This is a genomic window from Pseudonocardia hierapolitana, assembly GCF_007994075.1.
In the GTDB taxonomy this organism is placed as follows: Bacteria; Actinomycetota; Actinomycetes; order Mycobacteriales; family Pseudonocardiaceae; genus Pseudonocardia; species Pseudonocardia hierapolitana.
In genome coordinates, this window is sequence record NZ_VIWU01000001.1 from 1,063,029 (window position 1) to 1,087,473 (window position 24,445).

The following is a 24,445-nucleotide window of genomic DNA, read 5'->3' on the forward strand; positions in this document are numbered from 1 at the left end:
GGAGAACAGCAGTGAAAGCCGCAGATCGAGCGGCGATCGTCGAACTGGTGGAGCTCGACGAGGCCGAGTGCCTCCGCCTGCTCACCAAGTGCGAGATCGGCCGCGTCGTCTTCACAGACGCCGCCCTCCCGGCGGCTCAGCCGGTCACGTACCTCCTCGACGGCGAGGAGGTCGTCTTCCGCACCGGAGGCGGGAGCAAGCTGGCCGCCGCCACCCGAGGCGCGGTCGTGGCCTTCCAGGTCGACGAGATCGACCCGAGCACCCGAACCGGTTGGGACGTGCTGGGCGTCGGCGAGGCCTACGAGGTACTGGTCCCCCACCGGGTGGCCGATCTGGCCACCCGGATGCCGCATCCGTGGGCGCCGGGCCGCACGGCCCACACCATCGCCGTGCCCCTGCAGCGACTCACCGGGCGCCGGCTGGTCGCGGTTCCGGCGGACAGCGGGGAGGGACGGGCATGAGGGCGCGCGGACTGATGACGAGCCCTGTCGTGACCGTGGGCCCGGACGCCCTCGTCAAGGAGGCGGCGCAGCTGCTCGTCACGCACGGGTTCGCCGTGCTCCCGGTCGTCGACGCCGACGACCGGCTGCTCGGTGTGGTCACCGAGGCGGACCTGCTGCGCAACCGGCTCCTGCCGGACCCGCGCGAGCTCATCCACGACCGGCCACCGGAGCCCACCTCGCCTGCCCCTCCGGACGTCGCCGGCGTGATGACCACGGAGGTCGTCACCGCCACCCCCGACACGCATGCCGCGGAGCTCGGCGGGTTGATGGTGGATCGGCACCTGCGGGCCGTTCCCGTGGTGGACGGCGACCGCCTGGTCGGCATCGTGAGCCGGGCCGACGTGCTGCGCACCATCGCGCGGGACGACGACGCGATCGCCCGTGACGTCACCGCCCACCTGTCAGCGGCCGGGCGGCGGCGCTGGGACGTGGCGGTGACCGACGGCGTGGTCACGCTCTCGAGCGAGGGGGCGGACGAGACCGACCAGCACATCGCCACCGTCGTGGCGGGTTGTACCCCGGGCGTCGTCGGCGTCCGCATCCGCGACGAGGCGACCCACCCCGCCCGTCCGTGAACCACGGGGTGCATGCACGACCGACCGGCCATCGAGCGGATCGCCGGCAGCATCCGTGCCGGGTCGGGGCTGCGGCCAGGGCTCACCGCGCTGCGGCGCGGTGACCATCAGGCCGTGCGCCGGTCTCACCGATCCGCGTACCTGGTTCGTTGTGCTGCTGCACCGGATGCTCGACTCCCAACCGCAGTTCGACTCACGACGCCGCCGCCCCTCCCCGCCCGATCAACCGCACGAAGGCCGCTTCGAGATCGTCGGCGCCGGTCGTGGCGCGCAGCTCGGCCGGCGTGGCGTCGGCGACGAGGGCCCCTCCCCGGGACCCTCGGCCCGCCGACGCGGGACCAGCGGTCCTGCCACCGACCGTCCGGTGAGCGCACGCTGGCAGCGGAGACGACAGGAGGAGAGCCAGATGGACTCACCGCAGATCCAGCACGGCCGGAACGACCCGCTCGGTGTGGTCGTCGGCGTCGACGGCAGCCGGATGGGGCTCGACGCGGTCCGCTGGGCGGTCCCCGAGGCGCGCCTCCGCGGGTTGCCGCTGCAGATCCTGCACGCCGCGCCCTACGCCGCCGGCTCGACGGCCGGGACACACCGGGCACGCGACATCCTCGCCCGCGCCTTCACCGTCGCCCACCGGGCCGACCCCGCCCTGCCCGTCACCACCCACCACACCGAGCGGTCCGCGATCCCCTCGCTGCTGGACGCCGCGCAGCGCGCGCAGCTCCTGGTGGTCGGCATGGGTGGCGGCGAACGGCCGGAGGAGGTGCTCATCGGCTCGGTCGCGCTGGACGTCAGCGGGCACTCCCCGTGTCCCGTCGCCGTCGTGCGCGGCTGGCACCATCCACCCGCCGGCGCCCCGGTGCTGGTCGGGGTGGACGACCCGGTGACCGACGCGGCGGCGCTGACCGTGGCGTTCAACGACGCGCACCGGCACCGCGGCCGGGTCGCGGTGCTGCACGCCGGGCACGGTGTGCCGTTCGGTCTCGATGCGCTCGCACGGTGGACCACGCGCTTCCCGGAGGTCCCCGTCGAGCTCACCGTCGTACCCGGGTCACCGGTCCCCGCCCTGCTGGCGGCGGCAGTCGACGCACGGCTCGTCGTCCTCGGCACCCGGGCGCGCCGGGCACCAGCACGGGCGCTCTTCGGTTCGACCAGCCGCGCGATCCTGCGCCGCTCCTCGGTGCCGGTCGTCGTGGTGAACCCGGGTGCGGCCCGACCGGGCGAGCCGCCCGTCACCGTGCCCGCCGCACTCCGGACGTCGAGCGCCGACGTCCGGGAACCGCACGACCTCAGCCAGCTCTGAGTGACCCGCGAGAGGACCCGATGAACGCGGTGAAGGCCGCAGTGGTGGCGGCGCGGCGCGGCTGGCCACCGAGCTGGGCGCCGACCACACCGCCAACGCCACGACCGGCCCGGTCGAGGCGATCCGCGACCTGGGCGGCCTCGACTGCGGCGACGCCGTGACCGATACGGTGACGAGGAAGGAGCGGAGCACCACCGCCGCGACCGCGTGTCGGATCTCCGCCCTGGTGACGCTCGTCGCCGCCACCGCCATCCTCCTCGGGGGCTCGGCCCTGTGGCTGATCGAACGCGAGGAGCCGCGCCGGACCGTCGGCTCATGGGGCGACGCGCTGTGGTGGGCGGTGACGACCTTGACGACCGTGGGATACGGCGATCACATCCCGGTCACGACGGCGGGCCGCCTGATCGCCGTCGCGCTGATGGCGGTCGGCGTGGCCGTGCTCGGCGGTGTCGCGGCCGTCGTCGCCCTCGTCGTCGCGCACGCCGTCGCCGCGGCCGAGGAACGGGCACTGGAAGCCGAGACCGAGGCGGTCGAACACCGCATCGAGGCCCGGCTGGACGCGCTCGACGCGCGGCTCGACCGGATCGAGCAGGACCTCCGGCTCGTCGCGGAGCGCCGCGCCGACACCCGTGGGATCGACGATCGCCCGATCAATCGGCTCTCGTGACCAGGGGCGCCTTGCCGGCTGCGGTGCGGGGAACGGAGGCGACCTCGCGGATCGCGACGGGAGGCGCGACGGCGTCCTGCCCGGCGAGCGGCGACCGCACCGCACCTCCGGCGCCGCGACGGCACCCGGCAGCACCGTCCGCTCGCCGATCGGTGCGCCCTGTCGACAGAGCACACCGCCGGCGGCCGCGATCTGGTGAGTGAGACCGGTGGACGACGACTCCCCTGGTCGGCTGGGCGTGCTGCGAGGCAGGATCTGGTGGGCGGGCTCGGGCCGAGCTCGAGCGGCGCGATCCGGGCGTGGTGTGCCACCAACGCCGCGGGCCACGACGCGCGACGTCCTCGCCGCTCCGGTACTCGCCGAGCGGGTGGGCAGGATCTCGTTCCCTCGTTGGATCAGTGAGTCGAGCGCCCGGCCCTGGTCAGCGGCACAGTCAGCGGCACATGGGTGCGGACGAGCTCCGCCAGCACCCACGCCACGACGAGCGCGGTCATGAAGACGGCGAGCAGCCCCTCGCTGAGGGCGCCCTCATCCGCGCGGATGAACGTCACGATCCCGACCGCGCCCGACGCCACGGCGAAGAAGGCGGCGATCGCACCCCACGTCCCGCGGAACGCCGCCCGGCCGACGGCCGCGGCAGCGGCGACTCCGAGGACGAGTCCGGTGACGGCCATGCCGCGCGGGTCCTGGATGAACGGCATGCTGCCGCGCAGCAGGTAGCCGATGTACGGGACGACGATCGCGGCGACGAGGAGCGTCGCGACCCCGTCCCTCCAACCGATCTTCACGATGTCCACCTCCGCCACCGAGCCTGCTCACCGTCGGGTGCCCCCGGCATGGCCATCGGTCCCGAGCCGTTGGCCCGTTCGTCACCGGCTCGCGGGGGACGCTGCGAGGGGATGAACCGGTCCGGTGGCCCTGCGTCCCGCGCAGGCGTAGGACGTCCTGGACGTCCGCGCGCGGGTAGCCGACGACCGCTCCGACGCCGGCCGGGGCGAGCCGGCGCACCGCACCGGCGAGGCTCTGCTCCGGGCCCGGTCGGCTGGGAGATCTTCGAGGGGCGAGCGTGGTGACGGGGATCTCTCCGGTGACGGGCACACCACGGCGAGCCGCTCGGCGCTTCGACCAACGGGATCAGCCGGTGGCCCCGAAGTGGCGGCCGCAGCAGAGCCTCAGCGACCTCGCTCTAGTCAGGCAGGAACGCCACGACCCGGGCGGGGGCCGCACTGGTGCGGGGCAGCTTCATCGGGAAGAACCCGACGGTGAAGCCGGTGAGCGGGAGCGCGGCGAGGTTCGTCATCTGTTGGACGATGAACGCCTCCTTGTCGCGGATGGCGAAGTGGCCGTCCCAGATCTGGCCGGGGTCGCCGGTCTCCTCGAACGCCTTCTTCATCACCGGGAACGGGCGATCCCATGCCAGGGCGTCGGTGCCGAGGACGGTCGCGCCGCGGGAGGTGAGCCAGCGGGTCGTCTCGCCGGTCATGCCCGGGTAGTCGTAGTACTCGGCGTCGGCCATCGTCCAGCGCTCTTGGCCCGTGCGCAGCAGTACGGCGTCGCCTGGCTCGATGTCGCGGCCGGTGGCCTCCACCGCGGCCGCCAGCCCCGCGACGGGGATGGCGGTGCCGGGCTGCACCCACTCGCGCAGGTCGAGCACCATGCCGGGGCGGAACAGCTCGTCGAGGCCGATGTCGCTGATCGTGCGGGCGGGCCTGCCCTCGACGAGGCGACCGCTGTGCAGCGGCGCGTCGACGTGCGTGCCGCAGTGGGTGTTCATGTCCGTGAGCAGGTCCTCGCCCCAGCCCTCGCCGTCGGGCAGGTCGCCCGCGGTGCAGCCGAAGATCGCCATCATGCGGTCGCGGCCGCCGGACTCCGGGCTGAGATAGGTGATGTTGGGAGCGATGACGGTCTCGAGCGCCTTGAAGGATTCGTGGACGCGGGCCCGGTTCTCCGGGTCCATCGTGCGGGTGAGGTCGACGAGCGTGGGCACCGTGATCTCCTCGTGGTCGGGGCTCAGCAGCCCGAGCGGAGCGGGGTGAACGGAGTGGCGGCGCGGACGGTCTGGCGCGTCGCGCCGAGGCCGTCGCCACGCAGCTCGACGACGTCGCCGGGGCGGAGCCAGCCCTGGAACGCGGCCATGTCGGTGGTGTCGACGTGCTCCAGCAGGCATCCGCCGGGCACCGTGCCGGAGCCGATGACGTCGCCGGGTACGAGCTCGGTGCCGCGGGAGACGAACGCGAGCAGCTCTCCGACGCTCCAGTCCATCGCGGCGAGCGTGCCGCTCGTCAGTTCCGCCCCGTTGACTGCGGCGGAGAGCCCGAGGTCGAGCCGGCCGTCGCGGCGGTGCTCCTCGAGCTCGTCGGCGGTGACGAGCGCGGGCCCGAGCGTGATGGCGCTGTCCTTGCTCTTGCCCATGCCGATGCCCTGGGCCATGTCGCGCTGCTGGTGGTCGCGGGCGGTCCAGTCGTTGTAGAGCGTGTAGCCGGCGACGTGGCGCTCGGCCTCGTCCGGGTGCAGGTCGCTGCCGCCCCGCCCGATGACGATCCCGACCTCCAGCTCGAGGTCGAACATGGTGCTGCCGGGCGCGATCGGCACGTCGTCGTGCGGGCCGACGACGGCGGCCGGGTTGGCGAAGTAGAACGCCGGCGTCTGGAACCAGGCCGCGTGCAGCTCCGTGCTGCGGCCCATCGCCCGGTAGCAGCCGTGGAGGTGGTCGAGGAAGCACAACCCGTCGCGGATCGACGGGGGCCGCGGGATCGGCGCGCGCAGCCGCACCTCCGCGAGCGGGCGCACCTCGGCCGGGGCGCGGAGCGCGTCCGCACCGGCCTCGACGAGCGCGTCCTCGCCGAGCAGGGACAGCACCGACACGCCTGCCGAGAGCCCGTGCACGGTCTCCCCGTCGAGCACGCCGGCGCGCGGGCCGGCGCCTGCGTCATAGGTCACCCACTTCACGACCGGGCCTCCTCCTGCTGCGGGAACGCGGGTGCGGTGACGAGCAGCACGGCCGCCACGCCGAGCAGCGCGACGGCGGCTCCGAGCGCCGCGCCGTAGCCGCCCGTGGCGCTGCGCAACCACGCCATCAGCAGCGGGCTCGCGCCGACACCGAGCGTGAACACCGCGTAGAACACGCCGAACAGCCGGCCGTAGCGGGCGAGGCCGAAGTAGCGGGCGGTGAGGTAGCCGATGAGGTCGACCTCGGCGCCCAGCGCGAGGCCGACGCCGAGCGCGGCAGCGGCGGCCAGCCCGGGGCCCCCCAGTAGCAGCGCGAGGTAGCCCGCCGCGGCCACGGCGAGGACGGCCGCGGCCACCCGGGGAGCGAAGAACCGGTCGACGAGCAGCCCGACCGACACCCGCCCGACGATCACCGCGATGCCGACGAGGCCCGCGGTCGCGGCGGCGGACGCGGCAGGTACACCGGCGTCGCGCAGCAGCGGCACGAGGTGCAGCGTCAGCCCGCCGACGGCGAGCGCGAGCACGGCGAACGCCGCGGCCAGCCGGGCGAACAGCGCGGTGCGCAGCACGGGGGCGATCGGCACGGCCGTCGCCCGCGGTCCGGTGGCGACGGGCGCGCGGCCGGGCATGACCACCGCGACGACGACGGCGCCCGTCAGCACGGCGACACCCAGGACGCGGTAAGCGCCACGCCAGTCCGCGTCGATGGTCGCGCCCAGCAACTGGGGGACGAGGAACGCGACGAGTCCGGCGCCACCGAGCGCCGTGCCGAGCGCGAGCCCGCGGGCCCGGTCGAACCGCTCGTTGACCGCGCGGGTGAACGACACCGGCGTCGACGCCGCGGCGAGCACGTACATCAGCCCGAACACGAGCAGGTAGCCCGCGAACGCGGGGCCGCTCGCGGCGAGGAGGAAGTAGGCGCCGCCGAGGGCGAGCAGCGAGAGCGTGGCGGGCACGCGCACGCCGTAGCGGTCGATGACGACGCCGACGATCGGCGCGGTCAGCACGATGACCAACGACCCGACGAGCTGCAGCGCCGAGAGCTCGCCGCGGCTCCAGCCGAACTCGGCCTCGAGCTCCGGGACGAACAGGCCGTTGGTGTAGAAGGGCAGCACCGCGACACCGGTGCCGATGCCGACGGTGGCGGCGGTCAGCGCACGCCAGCCACGACGGAGCTCGGCGGCGGTGCCGCCGGGGGTGGGCGCGTCGTGCAGCGTCGCACTCATCGGTCCTCCGAGGGGGTCGGGGTCGTGGTGAGCTCCGCGCGGAGGACGTCCTTGCGGATCTTCCCCACGCTCGTGCGGGGCAGCTCGTCGCGGACGACGACGAGGCTGGGGACCTTGAAGCGGGCGAGCCGCGTGCGGCACCAGGCCATGAGCTCGTCCGGGTCGGGGCGGTGGCCGGGGCGTGGGACGACGTGCGCGACGACCGCCTCGTCGTGCACCGGGTCGGGGACGCCGTGGACGGCGCACTCGAGCACGGCCGGGTGCTCGGCGACCACGCGCTCGACCTCGCTGGCGGCGACGTTCTCCCCGGAGCGCTTCACCATGTCCTTCGCCCGGTCGACGAACGTCGCGCGGCCCTCGGCGTCGAGCCGGACGAGGTCGCCGGTGTGCAGCCAGCCGCCGTCGAACAGGGCGGCCGTCGCATCCGGGAGGCCGTGGTAGCCGAGAGCGACGTCGACGCCGGGGCGTCCGCCGACCAGCAGTTCGCCGGGCGTGCCGGGCGGGACGTCGTGCCCGGCCTCGTCGACGACGCGAACCCGCACACCCGGCAGCGGACGTCCGACCGAGTCCCAGCGCCGTCCGGCGCCGGGCGGGTTGACGAACGGCGGCAGCACCGTCTCGGTCATGCCGTAGAGCTGCACGAGCGGGGCGCCGAAGCGCTGCTCGAACTCCCGGGCCTGCGCATCGGTGAGGTGCTGCGCGAACACCACCAGGCGCAGGGCGTTGGCGGCGTCGGCCGGATCGCGCGGGGCGCGGGCGAGCACCATCCGCACCGGCGCGGCGAACAGGCTCGCGAGCGTCGGGCGCAGCTCGCGGGCCTGTCGCGGCCACGCCGTCGCGGAGAACCGCGGGGCCAGCGCGATCGAGCCCCCGGCCACGAGGGCGGACATCAGGCAGTAGTAGAGGGCGTTGGCGTGGAACAGCGGCAGCGTGACGAGCCACCGGTCGGCGGGCGTGACGGTCAGGTGCGCGGCCATCGCAGTGCCGACCCGGGCCAGGTTCTCGTGGGTGACGAGCACCCCCTTGGGCCGGCTCGTCGTACCCGAGGTGTAGAGGACCATCGCCACCCCCGACCGCGGGCGGTGTGCGGGAACCACGGGGTCGGCCGGGCGAGACGCGGCCAGTTCGTCGAGGTCGTGCACCGGGACGCGCCCCGCGCCCTGCTCGGCGGTCGTCCGCAGCCCCGGGTCCACGAGGCAGACGACCGCGCTGGAGTCGGCGACCTGGTGGGCGATCTCGTCAGCGGCGGAGAGCGGGTTCACCGGCACGAGGACGGCGCCGAGCACCGTGCAGGCGAACAGGACGTCGAAGAACTCCTGCCGGTTCGGGGTCGCGAGGTGCACCCGATCGCCGGCCGCCACGCCCCACCCGGCGAGCACCTCGGCCGTGCCGGCGGCGCGCCGGACCTGCTCGGCGTAGGTCGTGGTCGTCCCGTCCTCGACCACCAGGAACGGCGCTTCGGGGTCGTGCGTGCCGAGCAGGGTGAACGCGTCGGTCGTCGCCACGGTGCGCACTCCGTCCGTCGTTGGTACGGGTCGAAGATGTACTGGAGTACAACTTCGTGATGGCACAGTAGGGCCTCGCGAAGCCGTACTCAAGTACGAGTTCGTGCGGGCAGGTGGTTGACTGGACGGGTGCCGCCGAACGCCGCCCCACCCGCCGCCGAACCGCTCACCCAACGGGCACGCAAGCGCAACGAGCGTCGCGACCGCGTGTTCGCCGCCGCCGTCGCGCTCTTCGCCGAGCGCGGCTACGACGAGACGTCGATGGACGACATCGCGGCCCGCTCGGGCCTCGCCCGCACGACGGTCTTCAACCACTACCCGCGCAAGGTGCTGTTCCTGGAGGACTGGACGCAGCGCCGCCGGCACCGGGCTGCACGGTCCTTCGCCGACCGCGCCCCCGGAGACCTCCCCGTCCGCGACGTCCTCGGCGCCTACCTCGCCGGCCTCGCCGCGCTCAACGAGGAGGACCGGACCGAGACCGTCGCGATCATGCCCCTTGCGCTGCGGCACACCGACGTCATGGTCGACCACCCCCTGGGCCGCGAGTTCGCCGACATCCTCGCGGCGGCCCGTCACGAGCTACAGCCGGGCGCCGACCCGGAGTGGGTGGGCCGGCTGCTGGCACTGGGCTACTTCTCGTCGGTGAGCCGGTGGATCGCTGTCGAGCCCGCGCCATTCCGGATCGCCGACGACCTGGAGCGACTCCTCGACGCGGTGCTGCTCGGCGCGCTGCGCGGGTGACCGTCCCCGGTGGCCGACCACCGGCGGCGGGAGGACGGCGGCACGCGCATCCCGATGAGCATCAGGACCGCGGGGAGGAGTCGGAGGGAGCGGTCCGCAACGGCTCCCGTGGTGCGCCGACGTTCTCCTGCCGGGCCGGACCGTCGAGGTCGAGCCGGACGGTCTCCGGGCCGAGCGCGAGCGCGACCAGGGTCAGGACGGCGAGGACCGCCATGAACACCACAATGGGCCACCAGTGGCCCGACCAGGCGTAGAGCGCGGTGGCCACGAAGGGCGCGAGCCCACCGGCGAGCAGGGAGCCGAGCTCACGGGAGAAGGCGAAGCCCGAGAGCCGGAACTCGGTGTCGAACAGCTCCGCGTACCAGGCCGCCTGCGGGGCGAGCATCGCCGGATAGCAGATCCCCAGCCCGACGACGAACGCGAGCACCACCCAGGCGGTGACGCCGGTGTCGGTGAGCAGGAAGAACGGCACCAGCCACAGCAGCGACGCCAGCGTGCCGACGGCGTAGACCGGCTTGCGGCCCACCTGGTCGGACAGCAGCCCGCACAGCGGGATCGCGAGGACCTGCACCGCGGAGGCGGCCATCACCGCCCAGAGCGCGACCGGGCGGCCGAGCCCGAGGGTCGTCGAGACGTAGGCGACGCCGAAGACCGGCAGCAGGTAGGCGAACCCGTTCTCCCCCATCCGGGAGCCGATCACGATGAGGAAGCTGCGCGGGTGCCTGCGGATCGCCGCGAACACACCGCCGGGCGACGGGGCGCCGGTCACGCCCTCCGCCCGGGCCTGCGCGAACGCGGGCGGCTCCTCGACCCGCCGCCGGATCACGTACCCGACGAGCACGCACACCGCGCCGAGCAGGAACGGCACCCGCCAGCCCCACGAGGCGAACTGCTCCGGCGGGAGCAGCAGGAACAGGAAGAACACGCCGTTGCCGAGCAGGGTGGCGACCGCGAAGCCCAGCGGCGCCGCCGACCCGGCGAGCCCCCGGCGCCGGGGGTCGGCGTGCTCGACGGAGAGGACGACGGCGCCGGCGTACTCACCGCCCGCCCCGAAGCCCTGCACCAGGCGGAGCAGCACCAGCAGGATCGGCGCCAGTACCCCGACCTGCTCGTAGGTGGGCAGCAGCCCGATCGCGGTGGTCGCGGCGCCCATCAGGAACAGGGTCAGGACCAGGACGCTCCTGCGCCCGACGCGGTCCCCCAGCCGGCCGAGCACGAGCCCGCCGAGCGGACGGGCGAGGAACCCCACGGCGTAGGTCGCGAACGCCGCCAACGTCCCGACCAGCGGGTCGTCCGAGGGGAAGAACAGGGTGTTCAGGATGATCGCGGCGGCGGTGCCGTAGACGATGAAGTCGTACCACTCGAGGACGGTGCCGATGAGCGCCGCGAGCGACGCCCGCTTCGACTGACGCTGCGACGGGACGGGGGGTGCGGACACGGGCCATCTCCTTCGATCGCGGGGTCGCACGGGAACAGTGGGTGGAGCGGTCAGGTGGTGGGCGCGGGCCTGCGCAGCACGGCGCCCTGCTGGACGGGCCCGACGAGGGCCGCGTACTGGCCGAGCCAGCCCCGCTCCTGGCCCGGCCGCCCAGAGGTGACCGGGGCGCCGTCGCGGACCGGGTCGGCGTCGAGGGTGCGGGCGTCGAGGTCGATCGTGACGACGTCGCCGGTCTCGACCCCGGCGAGCGGTCCGCCGTCGGCGGCCTCGGGCATGACCTGTCCGACGACGAGGCCGTGGTTGAGCCCGGACAGCTCGCCGTCGGTCACCACGGCCACCTGGCCGCCGAGCCCGGCCCCGTTGAGCGCCGCGACGAAACTCGCCGCGAAGACGGTGCCCGGGCCGCCTCTCGGCCCCATGCCACGCAGCACGATCACCGCGCCGGGGCGGATCCGCCCCTCGCCGAGGGCGTCGATGGCTGCGTCCTCGCCGGCGAAGACCTCGGCACGCCCGGTGAAGCGGCGCCGGGCGTTCCCGGCACCGGCGACCTTGACCACCGCACCGTCGGGTGCCAGCGACCCGCGCAGGATCAGCAGACCGGGCTCGGGGCGGACCGGATCGGTGAGCGGGTGCAGGACGGCGCCGTCGGGCTCGGGGGCCTGCGCGGCGAGCTCGGCGACGGTGCGGCCGGTGACGGTGAGCGCGTCGCCGTGGATCCGCGGCAGCAGGGCACGCGCCACGGCCTGCGCCCCGCCGACGCGCTCGAGGTCCCAGACCTGGTCGGTGCCGTTGGGGCGGATCGCCGCGAGCTGTACCGCGTCGGCACCGAGGCTCTCGAACAGCCCGACGACGTCGAGGTCGAGGTCCGCCTCGGCGGCCACCGCGGCCAGGTGCCGCACGCAGTTCACGGAACCGCCCAGTGCCAGCGCGACCTGCACCGCGTTCTCGATCGCCGCCGCGGTGAGGACCTTCCGCGCCGTGAGGCCTTCGGACACCATGCCGAGGATCCGCCGGCCGGACTCGGCGGCGAGCGCGCGCATCCGCTCGGAGTCGGCGCGGACCGGCGCCGATCCGGGCAACGTCATGCCGAGCGACTCCGCGAGCACGTGCATGGTGTTCGCGGTGGCCAGGCCGGCGCAGACACCGGGGCCGACGATGGCGGAGTCCGCGACCTCGCCCAGCTCGTCGACCGTCATCGCGCCGGAGCGCACGGCGCCGACGGACTCGTAGACCGTGTCGATGTCGACGGAGCAGCCGCCCCGCGTGCCGGCCTGCTGGTACCCGCCGATGACGAGGATCGACGGGATGTCCAGCCGCGCCGACGCCATCAGGTGCGCCGGAGTGGTCTTGTCGCAGGAGGACAGGCAGACCATGCCGTCGAGCACCGCACCCTCGACCGCGGCCTCGATGTCGTTGACGATCAGGTCGCGGGTCGGCATGAGGTAGCGCGCCTTGCGCCCGGCACTGGTCACGAAGTCGCTGGGCGCCACCGTGCGGATCTCCAGCGGCAGCCCGCCCGCCTCCCAGATCGCCTCGGACACCACGTCGGCGATCCCGTCGAGGTGGGAGAAGCACACCGCGAGCTTCGACGAGGTGTTGACGACGGCGATCTTGGGCCGGCCCTGGTCCTGCGGGGCGTACCCCATCGCGGTCCACTGCGCGCGGCGCACCGCCCAGCGGGTGGTGCCGGGGGTGAACTCGCTGCGCAGGCCGTCCCGGCGGGGACGGTCGACGTCGGGCAGGTCGGGCAGCTCGGGCATGGGTGGCCTCCGGTCTGAGGGGGTACGGCCGGCCGGGCGTCAGAGATCGCTGCCGGCGGCGTGCATCGCGGCACGCACCTCGTAGAAGTCCTCGAACAGGGTCGCGTCGTGCGGAAGACCCAGATCTTCGAACGGGGCAGGTCGGCACCGTCCGACCGGACCCGCTCGATGGCCTCGGTCACCCACGGCGCGCAGATCGTGTCCTCGCCCCACGCGGCGCCGAAGGCGGCCAGGTCGACGTTGGGTCCCGGACATCCCCGCCACGGCGGCACCGCCGCAGAAGCCGTACCTCTCGATCAGCACGACCGACAGGCCGCCCTCCGCGGCGACGGTGGCCGCCGCCACACCGGCCGCTCCCCCACCGACCACGACGACATCGCCATCGGCCAGCACCGGAAGCTCGGCGACGTCTCCTGCGGCCTCTCCCAGACGCCAACCGGCGAATTCGGGCGGCGTCCGTCGATCGCTCATATATCGGTTATACATGGGAGATGTGGCAGCGGTCCAGAGGCGGTCTGCGAGGATGGGCGGGCGCCGGCGGGAGGGAACGAGGTGGCGGAGCAGCTGAGCAACAAGACCGACCAGGTGTACGCCCTGCTCGAGGAGATGATCACGTTCCAGGACCTCGCTCCGGGCGAGGCCGTGTCGGAGTCGCAGCTCATGACGCGGACGGGCTTCGGCCGCACACCCGTGCGCGAGGCACTGCAGCGGCTCGCGCGGGAACGCATGGTCGAGATCCACCCGCACCGCGGGGTCTTCGTCGCACCGGTGTCGGTGGAAGCGCACTTCCGGCTGCTCGAGCTGCGCCGGGGCCTGGAGGAGATGGCCGTCCGGTTCGCCACCTTCCGCGCGCAGACCCGCCAGAAGGAGCAGATGCTGGCGCTGGCCGGGGAGCTCGACGCGTTCACCGGGACCGACGTCCGAGCCTTCGGCACGCTCCTCAAACGCTCCCACGCCGCGATCGTCGAGGCGGCCCACAACGAGTACCTGCAGCTCGCCATGGCGCCGCTGCAGGCACTCTCCCGCCGGTTCTGGTTCGCCCACCTGCCCGACGTCGCCGAGCACCTGCGGATCGCCGCCGACCGGCACGCCCACATCCTCCGCCCGGTCGCCCACGGTGACGCGGCGGCAGCGGTCGACGCCGCGCTGGCGCTGAACGACTACCTGACCGACCTCACCTACGCCGCGCTCGGGAGGCCGGGACCCGGGCCGGGCTGATCCGCGGACGGCCAGAGGCCGCGCCACCCGCTGTCGCGGACGGGCCTGCGGAGCCGTTCGCGCAGCCGGGCCGTCTCACCAGGACGCGGGCACCGGCGTCGGCCGGGTGCGGCCCGCCTGCCGGAGCAGCACGAGGGCCTGCTCGGACGGGGACCCGGCGGGCGTCGTGCACACGATCAGCGACTGACCCGGCGAGCGGGCGATCGCGAGCGTCTGCTGGGTCACCGTCACCCTCCCCACGACGGGGTGGTGCAGCTCGTACGAGGCGGCGTCGCACGGTGCCACCCGGTGGTCGCGCCACAGCGCGACGAACTCGGGGCTCTTCATCGTCAGCTCGCCGATCAGCTCGGCGAGCAGCGGGTCGTCCGGGTGGCGGCCGACGGCGATCCGCAGGTTGCCGACGACCGCGCGGACCTTCCGCCTCCAGTCATCCCCGTAGAGCTCACGGCAGTGCGGGTCCAGGAACAGCAGCCGGCTCGTGTTCGGCCGGCGCGCCGGGTCCTCCGGGGCCCGCCGATCCAGGTGCCCGGCCAGCAGGGCGTGCCCGAGCGCGTTCCACGCCAGGACGTCGGTGCGCCGGCCCAGGACGAGCGCCGGGACGTCGTCGAGGGCGCGCAGCAGGTCCCGCGTCTCGTCGGAGAGCCGCTCCGGCCGCGGCCGGCGTACCCGCAGCGTCCGCCGGGATGAGTCGGCGAGCCGCTCGAGGTGTTCGCGCTCGTGCTCGTCGAGCCGCAGGGCGCGGGCGATCGCATCGAGCACCTCGGCCGACGCCCCGCGCGAGAGGCCCTGCTCGAGCCGCGTGTAGTACGAGACGCTGACGCCCGCCAGCTGGGCGAGCTCCTCGCGGCGCAGCCCGGCCACCCGCCGTCGGGGCCCGATGTCGCGCAGGCCGACGTCCTCCGGCCGCAGCCGCGCGCGCCGAGCCTGCAGGAAGTCACCGAGCGGGCCAGGTCCGTCCACCTCCCCAGTGTCCGGTCGGTGGCCCGGCTCGGCCACACCCTGGGAGGGGTAGGACAACGCGGGAGTGGTTCGTGCAGGCCCCGCGCGTCCAGGCTCGGCCGCATGGACCAGACGATGGAGCAGATCATCTTGGGAGACGTCACCGTCACCCGGATCAAGGAGTACTACGGCTCGTGCGGGATGAGCCCGGCGCAGTTCTTCCCGGACAGCCCCGACGGCTCATGGGACGAGCACCGCGGCTGGCTGGCGCCGGACTTCTGGAACCCCGATGACGACGAGGTCCACGTGGCGATCCAGACCTGGCTGCTGCGCAGCGAGGGCCGCACGATCCTGGTGGACACCGGCGTCGGCAACCACAAGGACCGGCCCTACGCGCCGGTCTGGAGCCGCCTCGAGACGGATTTCCTCGACAACCTGGCGGCAGCCGGGGTGCGCCCCGAGGACGTCGACATCGTGGTCAACACCCACCTGCACATCGACCACGTCGGCTGGAACACCCGCCTCGAGGGTCGCACCTGGGTGCCGACCTTCCCGAACGCCACCTACCTGATGCCGCAGCGTGACTTCGAGTTCTGGGACCCCGCGGGCGACCACCAGCCCGTGCTCGGCCGCGGCAACCAGAACGTGTTCGAGGACAGCGTCGCCCCGGTGCGCGAGGCCGGGCTGGTGCAGCTGTGGGACGGAGCGCACCGGATCGACCGGAACCTGCGGCTCGAGCTCGCACCGGGGCACACCCCCGGCTCGTCCGTGCTGGTGCTGGAGTCCGGCGGCGACCGGGCCCTGTTCGTCGGCGACCTGGTGCACACGGCGCTGCAGCTCGTGGAGCCGGCGACCAACTCCTGCTTCTGCGAGGACCCGGCCCAGTCGCGCGCGACCCGGCACGAGCTGCTCGGCCGGGCCGCAGAGGAGAAGGCGCTCGTCTTCCCCGCCCACCTCGGCGGGCAGGGCGCCGCGGAGATCGAACGCAACGGATCGCGGTTCGCGATCAAGCAGTGGGCGGGCTACTCCCGCATCGCCTGAGGCCCGCCCCCGGAGAGGAGACCTTCCCGTGTCCCAGCAGGCAGACCCGGTCGTCGAGACCCCGGCGGGCGCCGTGCGCGGCGTCCGCGACCGGTTCGGCGAGCTCTACCGCGCCATCCCCTACGCGGCGGCCCCGACCGGCGCCGGCCGCTTCGCCCCGCCCGCGCCGCACCCCGGCTGGTCCGGCGTCCGCGACGGCACCCGGGCCTCGCCGACGGCCCCGCAGCCGGCGCGCGACTTCGGCCGGCTCGACATGAGCCCCTACTTCGGGCCCGGCTGGGTGCGCGGCGAGGAGTACCTCACCGTCGACGTCCGCACGCCGGCCGCGGACGACGGCAGGCGGCCGGTCATGGTCTTCGTGCACGGAGGCGGCTTCGTCACCGGCTCCACCCGCGCCGCCCTCTACGACGGCAGCGCCTTCGCCCGCGACGGCGTCGTCCTCGTGACCCTCAACTACCGCCTCGGCATCCCGGGCTTCCTCGACCTGGAGGGCGCTCCCGCCAACCGCGGCCTGCTCGACGTGCTCGCCGCCCTCCGCTGGGTGCGCGACACCATCCCGGCCTTCGGTGGCGACCCGGACACCGTCACGGTCTTCGGCCAGTCCGCGGGCGCCACCCTCACCGGCGCGCTGCTCGCCACGCCCGACGCCAAGGGCCTGTTCCGGCGGGCGATCATGCAGAGCGGCAGTGGGACCGGCGCCTTCACCCCCGAACAGGCGCGGCGCGTCACCGCCGCAGCGGCCGCTGCACTCGGCGTCGAGCCGACCGCCGAGGCCTTCGCCGCGATCCCGGACGAGCGCTTCCTGGAGATCCTCCCCGCTCTCGCCGGGCTCGACCTGCGCACCACCACCGCCACCGACCCCCTGGTCGGCCTCAGCCCGTTCAGCCTGGTGCTCCCGGTCCAGCCCGCCGAGGCGCTCGCCGGCGGGCCGGCCGCCGACGTCGACCTGCTGATCGGCGCCAACAGCGAGGAGGGCCATCTGTACCTGGTGCCGCAGGACCGCCTCGAGCCCTCGACGGAGGCGGACGTCCTCGCCCTCGCCGCGCAGGTGCACGACGACCCCGAGGCCCTCGTCGCCGCGCACCGGGCGGCACGGCCGGACGCAACGCCGGGCGAGCTGCGCTCCGCGGTGCTCGGGGAGGCCCTGTTCGGCGCCGGAACGGCGCGCATGGCCGACGCACACGCGCGGATCTCCGGCGGGCGCACCCACGTCTACTCGTTCGCCCACCGCTCCACGGCCCTGGACGGACGGCTCGGTGCCACCCACACCGTCGAGCTGCCGTTCGTCTTCGACGTCGCCGACGAGCCGTGGCTGCACGGCGACACCGGCCTGCTCGGCCCCGCCGCAGCGCCGGCCGGGCTCGCCGCCCGTATGCACCGCGCCTGGGTCGCGTTCGCCGCAACGGGCGCCCCTGGCTGGGGCCCGCACGACCCGCGACGACCCGCGATGGAGGTCTTCGGAGGCTGCGGCCGGGCCGCCCGCGTTCCAGCCAGCCGTGTCGGTCGGGGGCGGGAGGGGTAGTCACTCGCATGGGCGATCCGGTGATCGTGATGGGGGCGTCCGCGGGCGGCGTCGAGGCGCTGCGCGCCGCGGTGGCAGGACTGCCCCCGGATCTGCCGGCCGCCGTGGTCGTGGTGCTGCACATCCCCCGCGGGGCGCCGAGCGCGCTGCCCGGGATCCTGGACCGGGCCGGACCGCTCCCGGCTGTCGCCGCCGAGCAGGCTGCTCCGCTGCGGCCGGGTGTGGTCTACGTCGCCCCGGCCGACCACCACGTGCTCGTCATCGACGGCCATCTGCGCCTGTCGGCAGGCCCTGTCGAGAACGGGCACCGCCCGGCGATCGACCCGCTGTTCCGCTCGGCCGCGCTCGCCCACGGTCCGGACGCGGTCGGGGTCGTGCTCTCTGGCACCCGCGACGACGGCACGGCCGGGCTCGCGGCGATCGTGTCCCGCGGCGGCATTGCCGTCGTCCAGGAGCCCGAGGACGCGCTCTACGGCGCGATGCCGGCCAACGCGCTCGCCCAGGTGCCCGGCGCTCTGGTGCACCCGGCGGTGAAGATCGGGCCCCTACTCGGGGAGCTGGCGAGGCGTCCTGCTGCCGCGCCGGCCGGCGCGGCCGAGGGCGATCTGCTGCTCGCCGAGACGCGGATCGCCGCGTCCGGCGGACCCGGCACGGACACGCTCGAGGAGGCCGTCCCGTCGGGGTTCAGCTGCCCCAGCTGCCACGGGGTGCTCTACGAGTTGCCGGGCGCGCCTGTGCCGCGGTTCCGCTGCCGGGTCGGGCACGCGTGGTCGCCCGCGTCGCTGGAGGCCGAGCAGGCGCAGGCGGTCGACGAAGCGCTCTGGGCCGCGGTCCGCGCTCTGGAGGAGAAGGCCGAACTCGTCGAGCGTCTCGCCGGGGACGCGCGGCGCCACGGGCGCGCGCGGTCGGCCGAAGCATTCGCGCAGCGGGCCGCCTTCGCCAGAGAGCAGGCGCAGCAGGTGCGCGACCTGGTCGGGGCCGAGGGCGAGGAGCAGGAGTCCGACGGTGGCACCGCACCCGGCGGATGAGACCGGAACCCGAATCGCGACCCGCGTTCCCGGGGCGGGGGCCGCGCGGGATGCTGTGCTCGTGCCCGAGCCGGATCCCGCCTTCGAGACGCTGCTGGTGCACCTGCGCGACAGCCGGGGCTTCGACTTCACGGGGTACAAGCGCACGAGCCTCGTGCGCCGCATCGACCGCCGGTTGGGTCAGGTCGGCTGCTCCGACTACGCCGACTACCTCGACTACCTGGAACTCCACAGGGAGGAGTTCACCGCCCTCTTCAACACGATCCTCATCAACGTCACCGGCTTCTTCCGTGATCCGGAGCCGTGGGAGTTCCTGCGCGCACAGGTCCTGCCCGGGCTGCTCGCCGGCAAGGGCGCGAACGAGCCGATCCGGGTGTGGAGCGCGGGCTGCGCATCGGGTCAGGAGGCGTACACGCTGGCCATGTTGCTGGCCGAGCTCATGGGCGCAGACGAGTTCCGCCGCCGGGTGAAGATCTACGCCACCGACGTCGACGAGGAGGGCCTCATCCAGGCCCGCCACGCCGTCTACGACGAGCGGGAGGTGCGCGCCGTCCCGGCCGCACTCCTGGAGCGGTACTTCGAGCGCCAGGGCCAGACCCACACCTTCCGGAAGGACCTGCGCCGGTCGGTGATCTTCGGACGCAACGACCTCGTCCAGGACGCCCCGATCTCCCGGGTCGACATGCTGGTCTGCCGCAACACGCTCATGTACCTCACCGCCGAGACCCAGGCCCGGATCCTGTCGAGGTTCCACTTCGCACTCACCACCTCGGGCGCGCTGTTCCTCGGCAAGGCTGAGATGCTGCTCAGCCACAGCGGCCTGTTCACCCCGATCGACCTCAAGCACCGCGTGTTCCGCAAGGTGCCGCGCCCGGTCGCAGCGGGGGCGCCGGTCCTGGCCGACCCGATCACGCTGCCCGGCGGCGGCAACCCCGGCGGGCTCGACCGGATCCGCGACGAGGCACTGCTCGCCGGTCCCGTCGCGCAGCTCGTCGTCACCGCGGACGGCACCGTGGCCGCGGTGAACCACCAGGCCGAGATGCTGCTGGGGGTCTCCACCCGGGACAAGGGGCGTCCGTTCCGGGACCTCGAGGTGTCCTACCGCCCGCTGGAGCTGCGCCGCTTCATCGAGCAGGCGCAGGTGGAACGGCGCACCGTGCGCGCGGGGGACACGGTGTTCCACCGGGGCGGCGAGCAGCTCACGCTCGAGGTGCAGATCACCCCGCTGGTCGACCACGATTCCGGCGTGCTCGGCGTCACGGTGGCCTTCCACGACGTCACGGAGTCGCGCCGGCTGCAGGCTGAGCTGGAGGCCACCCACCGCCAGCTCGAGGCCGCCTACGAGGAGCTCCAGTCCATCAACGAGGAGCTCGAGACCACGAACGAGGAACTGCAGTCCACGGTGGAGGAGCTGGAGACCACCAATGAGGAGCTCCAGTCCACGAACGAGGAGCTCGAGACGATGAACGAGGAGCTCCAGTCCACCAACGACGAGCTGCAAGCCATCAACGACGAGTTGCAGGACCGCACCGGCCAGCTGGATGAGTCCAACGCCTTCCTGGAGGCCATCCTGACCGGGCTGCGCGCGGGCGTCGTGGTGCTGGCCCCTGACATGTCGGTGCGAGTCTGGAACCAGGAGGCCCACGAGCTGTGGGGACTGCGGCCCGAGGAGACGATCGGCCGGCATTTCCTGACTCTCGACATCGGGCTGCCGCTGGAGGAGCTGGCCCCCATGATCCGCCGGGCGCTGGGCGGCGAGCCGGGACCGCAGGAGCTCGCGCTGCCCGCGGTGAACCGGCGCGGCCGCCGGATCGGGGTGCGGGTGCTCGGCAGCCCCCTCACCGGCTACGACGACCGGCCGGCCGGCGTGATCCTGATGATGGAGCAGGACGGCCACGCCGACGCCCGGACCGGGGACGGAGCGAGCTGATGGAGGTGCTCGAGGGCCTGTGGAGCGAGACAGAGGCGTGCCAGAACCACGCCCTCGTGCGGCTGCGGGGCGTGCTCACCCTGGTCACGGTGCCGCGCGTCCGGCGGGTGCTGGACAAGCTGCTGCGTGATCCCGGTGCGGTCGTCGTCGACCTGTCCGAGCTGGAGCTCGGCTGGAAGCCGGCCCTGGAGGTCTTCCCCTCCGCGCTGGCTGCGGCGGGCGGCTGGTCCACCGCCCGCCTCGTACTGACCGGCGCCGACGAACCGCTGGCCGCACAGCTTCGCGGGCTGCGCGTCCACCGGACCGTCCCGCTGGTCGACGATCCCGCGGCCGCCCCCGCTCGCCTCGAGCAGCGGCCGGACCACGTGGCGCGCCACCGGGACCTGCCGCTGTCCCCCTACGCCCCGGCCATGGCCCGGGACCTGGTGCGAGACACCTGCGCCGACTGGTCGATCATGGCGGCCGAGGACGCTGCCGCGCTGGTCGCGAGCGAGCTCGTGAGCAACGCCGTGCAGCACGCACGCAGCGGGTGCCGACTGTCGATGCACATCGATTCCTCAGGGCTGCACATCGCTGTGCGCGACTACGCGCCGGGACGCGACCTGCGGCCCCGCCCGGTTGACGCGGCCCGCGCCGAAGGGCGCGGCATGCACCTCGTCGCGACGCTCTCCAGCGCATGGGGGGTTCGCGAGCAGGCCGACGGCAAGACCGCTTGGGCGGTCCTCGCGCTGCCCGCCTGAGGATCAGGACCCCTGGTCCGCCACGACGTCGGCCACGGTCTCCCGGTGCCCCAGCGCAGGCCCGAGCTCGGTGATCTCGAGTACGCGGCGCACGATCGGAGAGCCGTCCGCCGTGCCGAACCGCACCCCGACCGCCTCCGCGTCGTGGCGCGCGTCGAGGAGCACCGCCAGACCGGTGGAGCCGCAGAACTTCAGCCCGGCCAGGTTGATCACCACGCATCGGGGTCGGGTCGCAAGAGCGTCGCGCGCGGCGTCGCGCAGCAGTCCCGCGCTGGTGACATCGAGCTCACCGACGGGAGTCAGGACGAGCACACCTGGCGCTGACTCGACCACCCCGACCCGCAGCAGATTCGCGTACGGCGCGGCTGCCGCGCGCTGCTCGCCGCCGCCCGCGCGGTACTCGGATGCCTGCGACATCGTCTTCCCCTTCCCGCCGGAAGGCCAGTTCCCGCAAAGGGCCAGATCGGGATGCGGTGCGACCGCTTCGTCCAGCCTGGACCCGGGCTGCGCCGGGCCGCAAGAGCCGAACTCGACCCGGACGGGCCGATCTTCAAAAACTCACCCGTACGAACAGCACACGTCTTGATACCCGGCGATCGACATTCTCAACACGATCTCGAGTGCGCACGTCTCGATCGCGTGCCGGGTCAGCGGAGTCCGGGGCCCGGCGGTCGGCTCCAACCGCACCACGGACTCGGCCCTGCCCACCAGCGCCGAAACGGTGTCGATCATGGCCGCACACCGAGGATCTCGATGGACAGCAGCCAGGATGCGTTCGCGATCGGCGGTGCTTACGGAACAGGCACATCCGCCGCCGCGGCGGGAGAGGCAGCCGGGATTCTCGGAAGCTGCTGGGCGACCGAATCGCGGACAAGGTGGAGGCCGACAACGCCGTCCTCGCGGCCGGGGGCACGGTCTTCCACGCCGGGGTTCTCGACGACGGACCGGAAAGCACCAACCGGCGCACGGTCGGCCTGGAGGCCGCGCCGCCGTTCGACCTCCGCGCGACGGTCAGCCGGGAGACCGTCGCCGCTGCCATGCTCGACGAGGCCGAGGTGCCTCGCTCTTCCGGCACCGTGGCCCTGCCGCTCGCCGTCTAGCAGACAACGGACCGCCCGGTCGTCGTCGACGCGCTCGGCTCTTCCTGGCCCGGCGGTGCGGTCGACGTCGCCGACCGCGTCTTCGCCGAAGCGCTCGCGGACGCGCTGAACCCTTCCGATCCCGCGGAGGGAGATGGTCGAGTGGGCAGAACAATGACCCCTGCCAGAGCAATTGAAGGGGAAGGACGCGGCACATGGCCAACGCCCGCAGCAGGCGGACGCTCGTGTCCAACGAGCTGCTCGACCACGCGGCCCGACTGTTCAGCGAGCGCGGCTTCGCAGGCACGAGCCTGCAGGACATCGCTGACGCGATGGGCGTGAGCCGGCCGTCGATCTACACCTACGTGCGCAACAAGGAGGAGCTGCTCGCCGAGCTCGTGCACGACGTGCTCGACCCCACGGTGCGCATCCTGGAGGAGGCGCACGAGCGCACCGATGTCCCGGCCGAGCAGCGCCTCGCCGACGCGGTGCGGGCGATGGCGGTGCACAACTGCCGCAACACCCGACGCTTCCGGCTGCTCGACCGCAGCGAGCCGCACCTGTCCCCCGAGCTGGCCGCCCAGCACCGCGACTCGCGTCGGCGGGTGCTCGCGCTGCTCGTGGGTCTCGTCGAGGACGCCATGACCGCCGGGGCACTGCGGCCGCTGCCCGCGCGCACCGTCGCGTTGTCGATCCTCGGGATGATCAACTGGATCGCCTGGTGGTACCGCCCCGAGGTCGACGGTCCCGCCGAGGACCTGGCCGACGTCATGGTCGACATGGCCATGAGCGGCGTCCGGCGCCCCGACGGCCGCGCGCAGGGCTCCGGCCCGTGGGCGGCACTGGCGCAGGTCAAGGAGGACCTGGCAGTGCTGGAGCGGTCGATGTCGGCGGAACTCCCCCAGGACGACGACGGGGCCTGACCCCGCTCCGCGGAACTCCCACCTCCCCGACCGGTCACCCGTTCGGGCGCTTGTGACACTCATGTCAGAAAGCTGACAGTTGTGTCATCGAGCTCGAGGAGGAGCCCATGCCAGCGCCGCCCACCGCCCGCCGCAGTGCCCGCCCCTGGGTCGTCGTTGCCCTCGGGTTCGCCGCGATCGTCTTCGACGGCTACGACCTGATCGTCTACGGATCCGCGGTGCCCGCCCTGCTCGCCGATCCCCAGTGGCAGCTCACGCCCCCGCAGGTCGGCGCGATCGGCAGCTACGCGCTGCTGGGCATGTTCGTCGGCGCCGTCGGGGCGGGCGCGCTGACCGACCGGTTCGGCCGCCGCCGGATGTTCCTGGCCGCCCTGGCCTGGTTCTCGGTGATGATGCTCGCGGTGGCCGCGGCACCGACGCCGGAGCTGCTCGGCCTGGCCCGGTTCGCGGCCGGGCTCGGCTTCGGCGGTATCGCGCCCATCGCGATCGCGCTGGTCGTCGAGTGGGCGCCGCCGCGACGGCGCAACCTGCTGAACGCGGTGATGCTCTGCGGGTTCCCGATCGGCGGCGTGCTCGCGGCGCTGGCCGGGATCGCGCTGCTGGAACAGGCGGGGTTCCGCACGCTGTTCGCGCTCGGCGCGCTCCCGCTCGTGACGCTGCTCCCGCTCGCCGCGGTGCTGCTCCCCGAGTCGCCGAGCTTCGCCCCGGCCGTCCGCGCGCGCGGCGCCCGGGACCGGGCGTTGCTCAGGGGGCGCGCCGGGGTCGCCCTGGCCCTGTTCGCGCTGGCCAACGTCGCCGGCTTCCTGCTGGTCTACGGGCTCAACACCTGGCTGCCGCAGCTGATGCGCCAGGCCGGCTACGCGCTCGGGTCGGCGATCGCGTTCCTGCTGGTGTTCAACATCGGCGCGGTCGCGGGCGGGCTCGCCGGTTCGGCCCTCGCCGACCGGTACGGCAGCCGGTGGGTGGCGACGGGCGCCTTCGCCGCCGGCGTGGTCTCGATCGGGCTGCTGTCGCAGCCGCTCCCCCCGGTCCTGCTCTACCTGCTGATCGCCGTGGCCGGCGCGGCGTCGGTCGGCACCCAGATCGTGGTGTTCGGCTACGTCGCCCTGCACTACGACGACGCCCACCGCGCCACGGCGCTGGGCATCAGCACCGGCATCGGCCGGCTCGGTGCGGTCGCCGGTCCGCTGGTCGGCGGCTACCTGCTCGCGTCCGGGCTCGGGCTGGGCTGGAACTTCGCCGCCTTCGCCGCGGTCGCCCTCGTCGGCGCGCTCACCGCGCTCGCCGTCCCGCCCCGGTCCACGCCCGCCGCCCGATCCGCGCCGGTCCCCGTCGCCGCGCCGGCGTCCTGAGGAGCGTCC

The 24,445-nt window shown here is 73.9% G+C and carries 24 protein-coding genes; 14 read left to right on the plus strand and 10 right to left on the minus strand.

The annotated features are described in order from the left end of the window. Positions 1-11 precede the first annotated feature (11 nt). The 4 genes from FHX44_RS05140 to FHX44_RS05160 all read left to right on the plus strand — a co-directional run bounded on the left by FHX44_RS05140 (position 12) and on the right by FHX44_RS05160 (position 3,045). Positions 12-461, plus strand: coding sequence for a pyridoxamine 5'-phosphate oxidase family protein (locus FHX44_RS05140; protein WP_212612337.1), 450 nt, complete (start codon positions 12-14; stop codon positions 459-461). Between the two features lie 14 nt (positions 462-475). Further along, positions 476-1,078: a CBS domain-containing protein gene (locus FHX44_RS05145; protein ID WP_281287947.1), complete on the plus strand. Its 603-nt coding sequence runs from the start codon at positions 476-478 to the stop codon at positions 1,076-1,078. Between the two features lie 406 nt (positions 1,079-1,484). Continuing rightward, positions 1,485-2,378, plus strand: a complete 894-nt coding sequence (locus FHX44_RS05155; RefSeq protein ID WP_147254406.1) for a universal stress protein — start codon at positions 1,485-1,487, stop codon at positions 2,376-2,378. A 157-nt stretch (positions 2,379-2,535) separates the two neighbouring features. Beyond that, positions 2,536-3,045 (plus strand): potassium channel family protein, encoded by a 510-nt coding sequence (locus FHX44_RS05160; protein ID WP_212612338.1) that lies wholly within the window; start codon positions 2,536-2,538, stop codon positions 3,043-3,045. A gap of 395 nt (positions 3,046-3,440) precedes the next feature. Here the strand turns inward: FHX44_RS05160 and FHX44_RS05165 are convergent, their stop codons facing one another. The 5 genes from FHX44_RS05165 to FHX44_RS05185 form a co-directional block, all read right to left on the minus strand. Further along, positions 3,441-3,833, minus strand: a complete 393-nt coding sequence (locus tag FHX44_RS05165) for a hypothetical protein (protein WP_147254408.1) — start codon at positions 3,831-3,833, stop codon at positions 3,441-3,443. 398 nt (positions 3,834-4,231) lie between these two features. Further along, positions 4,232-5,032, minus strand: coding sequence for a cyclase family protein (locus FHX44_RS05170; RefSeq protein WP_147254409.1), 801 nt, complete (start codon positions 5,030-5,032; stop codon positions 4,232-4,234). 23 nt (positions 5,033-5,055) lie between these two features. After that, positions 5,056-5,994 carry a fumarylacetoacetate hydrolase family protein gene (locus FHX44_RS05175; RefSeq protein WP_147254410.1) on the minus strand — a complete coding sequence of 313 codons (939 nt, stop codon included), beginning with the start codon at positions 5,992-5,994 and terminating at the stop codon, positions 5,056-5,058. Then, on the minus strand, positions 5,991-7,220 hold the full coding sequence (locus FHX44_RS05180; RefSeq protein ID WP_147254411.1) for an MFS transporter: 1,230 nt from the start codon (positions 7,218-7,220) through the stop codon (positions 5,991-5,993). Before FHX44_RS05180 ends, FHX44_RS05175 begins: the two co-directional genes overlap by 4 nt. Next, positions 7,217-8,725 (minus strand): class I adenylate-forming enzyme family protein, encoded by a 1,509-nt coding sequence (locus tag FHX44_RS05185; RefSeq protein WP_212612339.1) that lies wholly within the window; start codon positions 8,723-8,725, stop codon positions 7,217-7,219. Before FHX44_RS05185 ends, FHX44_RS05180 begins: the two co-directional genes overlap by 4 nt. A gap of 129 nt (positions 8,726-8,854) precedes the next feature. Here FHX44_RS05185 and FHX44_RS05190 point away from each other — a divergent pair, with 129 nt between their 5' ends. After that, positions 8,855-9,466: a TetR/AcrR family transcriptional regulator gene (locus FHX44_RS05190; RefSeq protein ID WP_147254413.1), complete on the plus strand. Its 612-nt coding sequence runs from the start codon at positions 8,855-8,857 to the stop codon at positions 9,464-9,466. A 61-nt stretch (positions 9,467-9,527) separates the two neighbouring features. Here the strand turns inward: FHX44_RS05190 and FHX44_RS05195 are convergent, their stop codons facing one another. The 3 genes from FHX44_RS05195 to FHX44_RS43760 are packed head-to-tail and all read right to left on the minus strand — an operon-like array spanning position 9,528 to position 13,135. After that, positions 9,528-10,904, minus strand: a complete 1,377-nt coding sequence (locus FHX44_RS05195; RefSeq protein WP_147254414.1) for an MFS transporter — start codon at positions 10,902-10,904, stop codon at positions 9,528-9,530. 50 nt (positions 10,905-10,954) lie between these two features. After that, positions 10,955-12,664: a dihydroxy-acid dehydratase gene (locus tag FHX44_RS05200; RefSeq protein WP_147254415.1), complete on the minus strand. Its 1,710-nt coding sequence runs from the start codon at positions 12,662-12,664 to the stop codon at positions 10,955-10,957. Positions 12,665-12,703: 39 nt separating this feature from the next. After that, on the minus strand, positions 12,704-13,135 hold the full coding sequence (locus FHX44_RS43760) for an FAD-dependent oxidoreductase (RefSeq protein WP_212612340.1): 432 nt from the start codon (positions 13,133-13,135) through the stop codon (positions 12,704-12,706). A gap of 81 nt (positions 13,136-13,216) precedes the next feature. Between FHX44_RS43760 and FHX44_RS05210 the strand changes: the two genes are divergently transcribed. Then, positions 13,217-13,882 (plus strand): GntR family transcriptional regulator, encoded by a 666-nt coding sequence (locus FHX44_RS05210; protein WP_246170218.1) that lies wholly within the window; start codon positions 13,217-13,219, stop codon positions 13,880-13,882. A 75-nt stretch (positions 13,883-13,957) separates the two neighbouring features. Here the strand turns inward: FHX44_RS05210 and FHX44_RS05215 are convergent, their stop codons facing one another. Then, a complete protein-coding gene (locus tag FHX44_RS05215) occupies positions 13,958-14,842 on the minus strand; it encodes a helix-turn-helix domain-containing protein (RefSeq protein WP_147254416.1) in 885 nt (294 codons plus the stop codon). Between the two features lie 102 nt (positions 14,843-14,944). Between FHX44_RS05215 and FHX44_RS05220 the strand changes: the two genes are divergently transcribed. The 5 genes from FHX44_RS05220 to FHX44_RS05240 all read left to right on the plus strand — a co-directional run bounded on the left by FHX44_RS05220 (position 14,945) and on the right by FHX44_RS05240 (position 21,082). Beyond that, positions 14,945-15,862: an MBL fold metallo-hydrolase gene (locus FHX44_RS05220; protein WP_147254417.1), complete on the plus strand. Its 918-nt coding sequence runs from the start codon at positions 14,945-14,947 to the stop codon at positions 15,860-15,862. A 28-nt stretch (positions 15,863-15,890) separates the two neighbouring features. Beyond that, positions 15,891-17,384: a carboxylesterase/lipase family protein gene (locus FHX44_RS05225; protein ID WP_147254418.1), complete on the plus strand. Its 1,494-nt coding sequence runs from the start codon at positions 15,891-15,893 to the stop codon at positions 17,382-17,384. A gap of 8 nt (positions 17,385-17,392) precedes the next feature. Further along, positions 17,393-18,412 (plus strand): chemotaxis protein CheB, encoded by a 1,020-nt coding sequence (locus FHX44_RS05230; RefSeq protein ID WP_147254419.1) that lies wholly within the window; start codon positions 17,393-17,395, stop codon positions 18,410-18,412. Positions 18,413-18,473: 61 nt separating this feature from the next. After that, positions 18,474-20,342 carry a CheR family methyltransferase gene (locus FHX44_RS05235; protein ID WP_147254420.1) on the plus strand — a complete coding sequence of 623 codons (1,869 nt, stop codon included), beginning with the start codon at positions 18,474-18,476 and terminating at the stop codon, positions 20,340-20,342. Further along, complete coding sequence (locus FHX44_RS05240) at positions 20,342-21,082, plus strand: ATP-binding protein (RefSeq protein WP_147254421.1); 741 nt, start codon at positions 20,342-20,344, stop codon at positions 21,080-21,082. Before FHX44_RS05235 ends, FHX44_RS05240 begins: the two co-directional genes overlap by 1 nt. 3 nt (positions 21,083-21,085) lie before the next feature. Here FHX44_RS05240 and FHX44_RS05245 read toward each other — a convergent pair whose 3' ends face one another. Next, complete coding sequence (locus tag FHX44_RS05245; protein ID WP_147254422.1) at positions 21,086-21,499, minus strand: STAS domain-containing protein; 414 nt, start codon at positions 21,497-21,499, stop codon at positions 21,086-21,088. A 458-nt stretch (positions 21,500-21,957) separates the two neighbouring features. On the opposite strand from FHX44_RS05245, the gene FHX44_RS05250 reads away from it, so the two are divergent. From FHX44_RS05250 to FHX44_RS05260, 3 genes are all read left to right on the plus strand, one after another. Next, on the plus strand, positions 21,958-22,182 hold the full coding sequence (locus FHX44_RS05250) for an NAD(P)-dependent oxidoreductase (RefSeq protein WP_246170219.1): 225 nt from the start codon (positions 21,958-21,960) through the stop codon (positions 22,180-22,182). 194 nt (positions 22,183-22,376) lie between these two features. Continuing rightward, positions 22,377-23,084, plus strand: a complete 708-nt coding sequence (locus tag FHX44_RS05255) for a TetR/AcrR family transcriptional regulator (RefSeq protein WP_147254423.1) — start codon at positions 22,377-22,379, stop codon at positions 23,082-23,084. A gap of 107 nt (positions 23,085-23,191) precedes the next feature. Next, positions 23,192-24,436 (plus strand): MFS transporter, encoded by a 1,245-nt coding sequence (locus FHX44_RS05260; protein WP_147254424.1) that lies wholly within the window; start codon positions 23,192-23,194, stop codon positions 24,434-24,436. The last annotated feature ends 9 nt before the right edge of the window (positions 24,437-24,445 follow it).

What these genes read in the sequence shown, in the direction of transcription:
- FHX44_RS05145 (WP_281287947.1), top strand. Translation starts at nt 476, where the DNA reads ATGACGAGCCCTGTCGTGACCGTGGGCCCGGACGCCCTCGTCAAGGAG.
- FHX44_RS05155 (WP_147254406.1), top strand. Translation starts at nt 1,485, where the DNA reads ATGGACTCACCGCAGATCCAGCACGGCCGGAACGACCCGCTCGGTGTG.
- FHX44_RS05180 (WP_147254411.1), bottom strand. Translation starts at nt 7,220, where the DNA reads ATGAGTGCGACGCTGCACGACGCGCCCACCCCCGGCGGCACCGCCGCC.
- FHX44_RS05200 (WP_147254415.1), bottom strand. Translation starts at nt 12,664, where the DNA reads ATGCCCGAGCTGCCCGACCTGCCCGACGTCGACCGTCCCCGCCGGGAC.
- FHX44_RS43760 (WP_212612340.1), bottom strand. Translation starts at nt 13,135, where the DNA reads ATGAGCGATCGACGGACGCCGCCCGAATTCGCCGGTTGGCGTCTGGGA.
- FHX44_RS05220 (WP_147254417.1), top strand. Translation starts at nt 14,945, where the DNA reads ATGGACCAGACGATGGAGCAGATCATCTTGGGAGACGTCACCGTCACC.
- FHX44_RS05230 (WP_147254419.1), top strand. Translation starts at nt 17,393, where the DNA reads ATGGGCGATCCGGTGATCGTGATGGGGGCGTCCGCGGGCGGCGTCGAG.
- FHX44_RS05240 (WP_147254421.1), top strand. Translation starts at nt 20,342, where the DNA reads ATGGAGGTGCTCGAGGGCCTGTGGAGCGAGACAGAGGCGTGCCAGAAC.
- FHX44_RS05245 (WP_147254422.1), bottom strand. Translation starts at nt 21,499, where the DNA reads ATGTCGCAGGCATCCGAGTACCGCGCGGGCGGCGGCGAGCAGCGCGCG.
- FHX44_RS05255 (WP_147254423.1), top strand. Translation starts at nt 22,377, where the DNA reads ATGGCCAACGCCCGCAGCAGGCGGACGCTCGTGTCCAACGAGCTGCTC.
- FHX44_RS05260 (WP_147254424.1), top strand. Translation starts at nt 23,192, where the DNA reads ATGCCAGCGCCGCCCACCGCCCGCCGCAGTGCCCGCCCCTGGGTCGTC.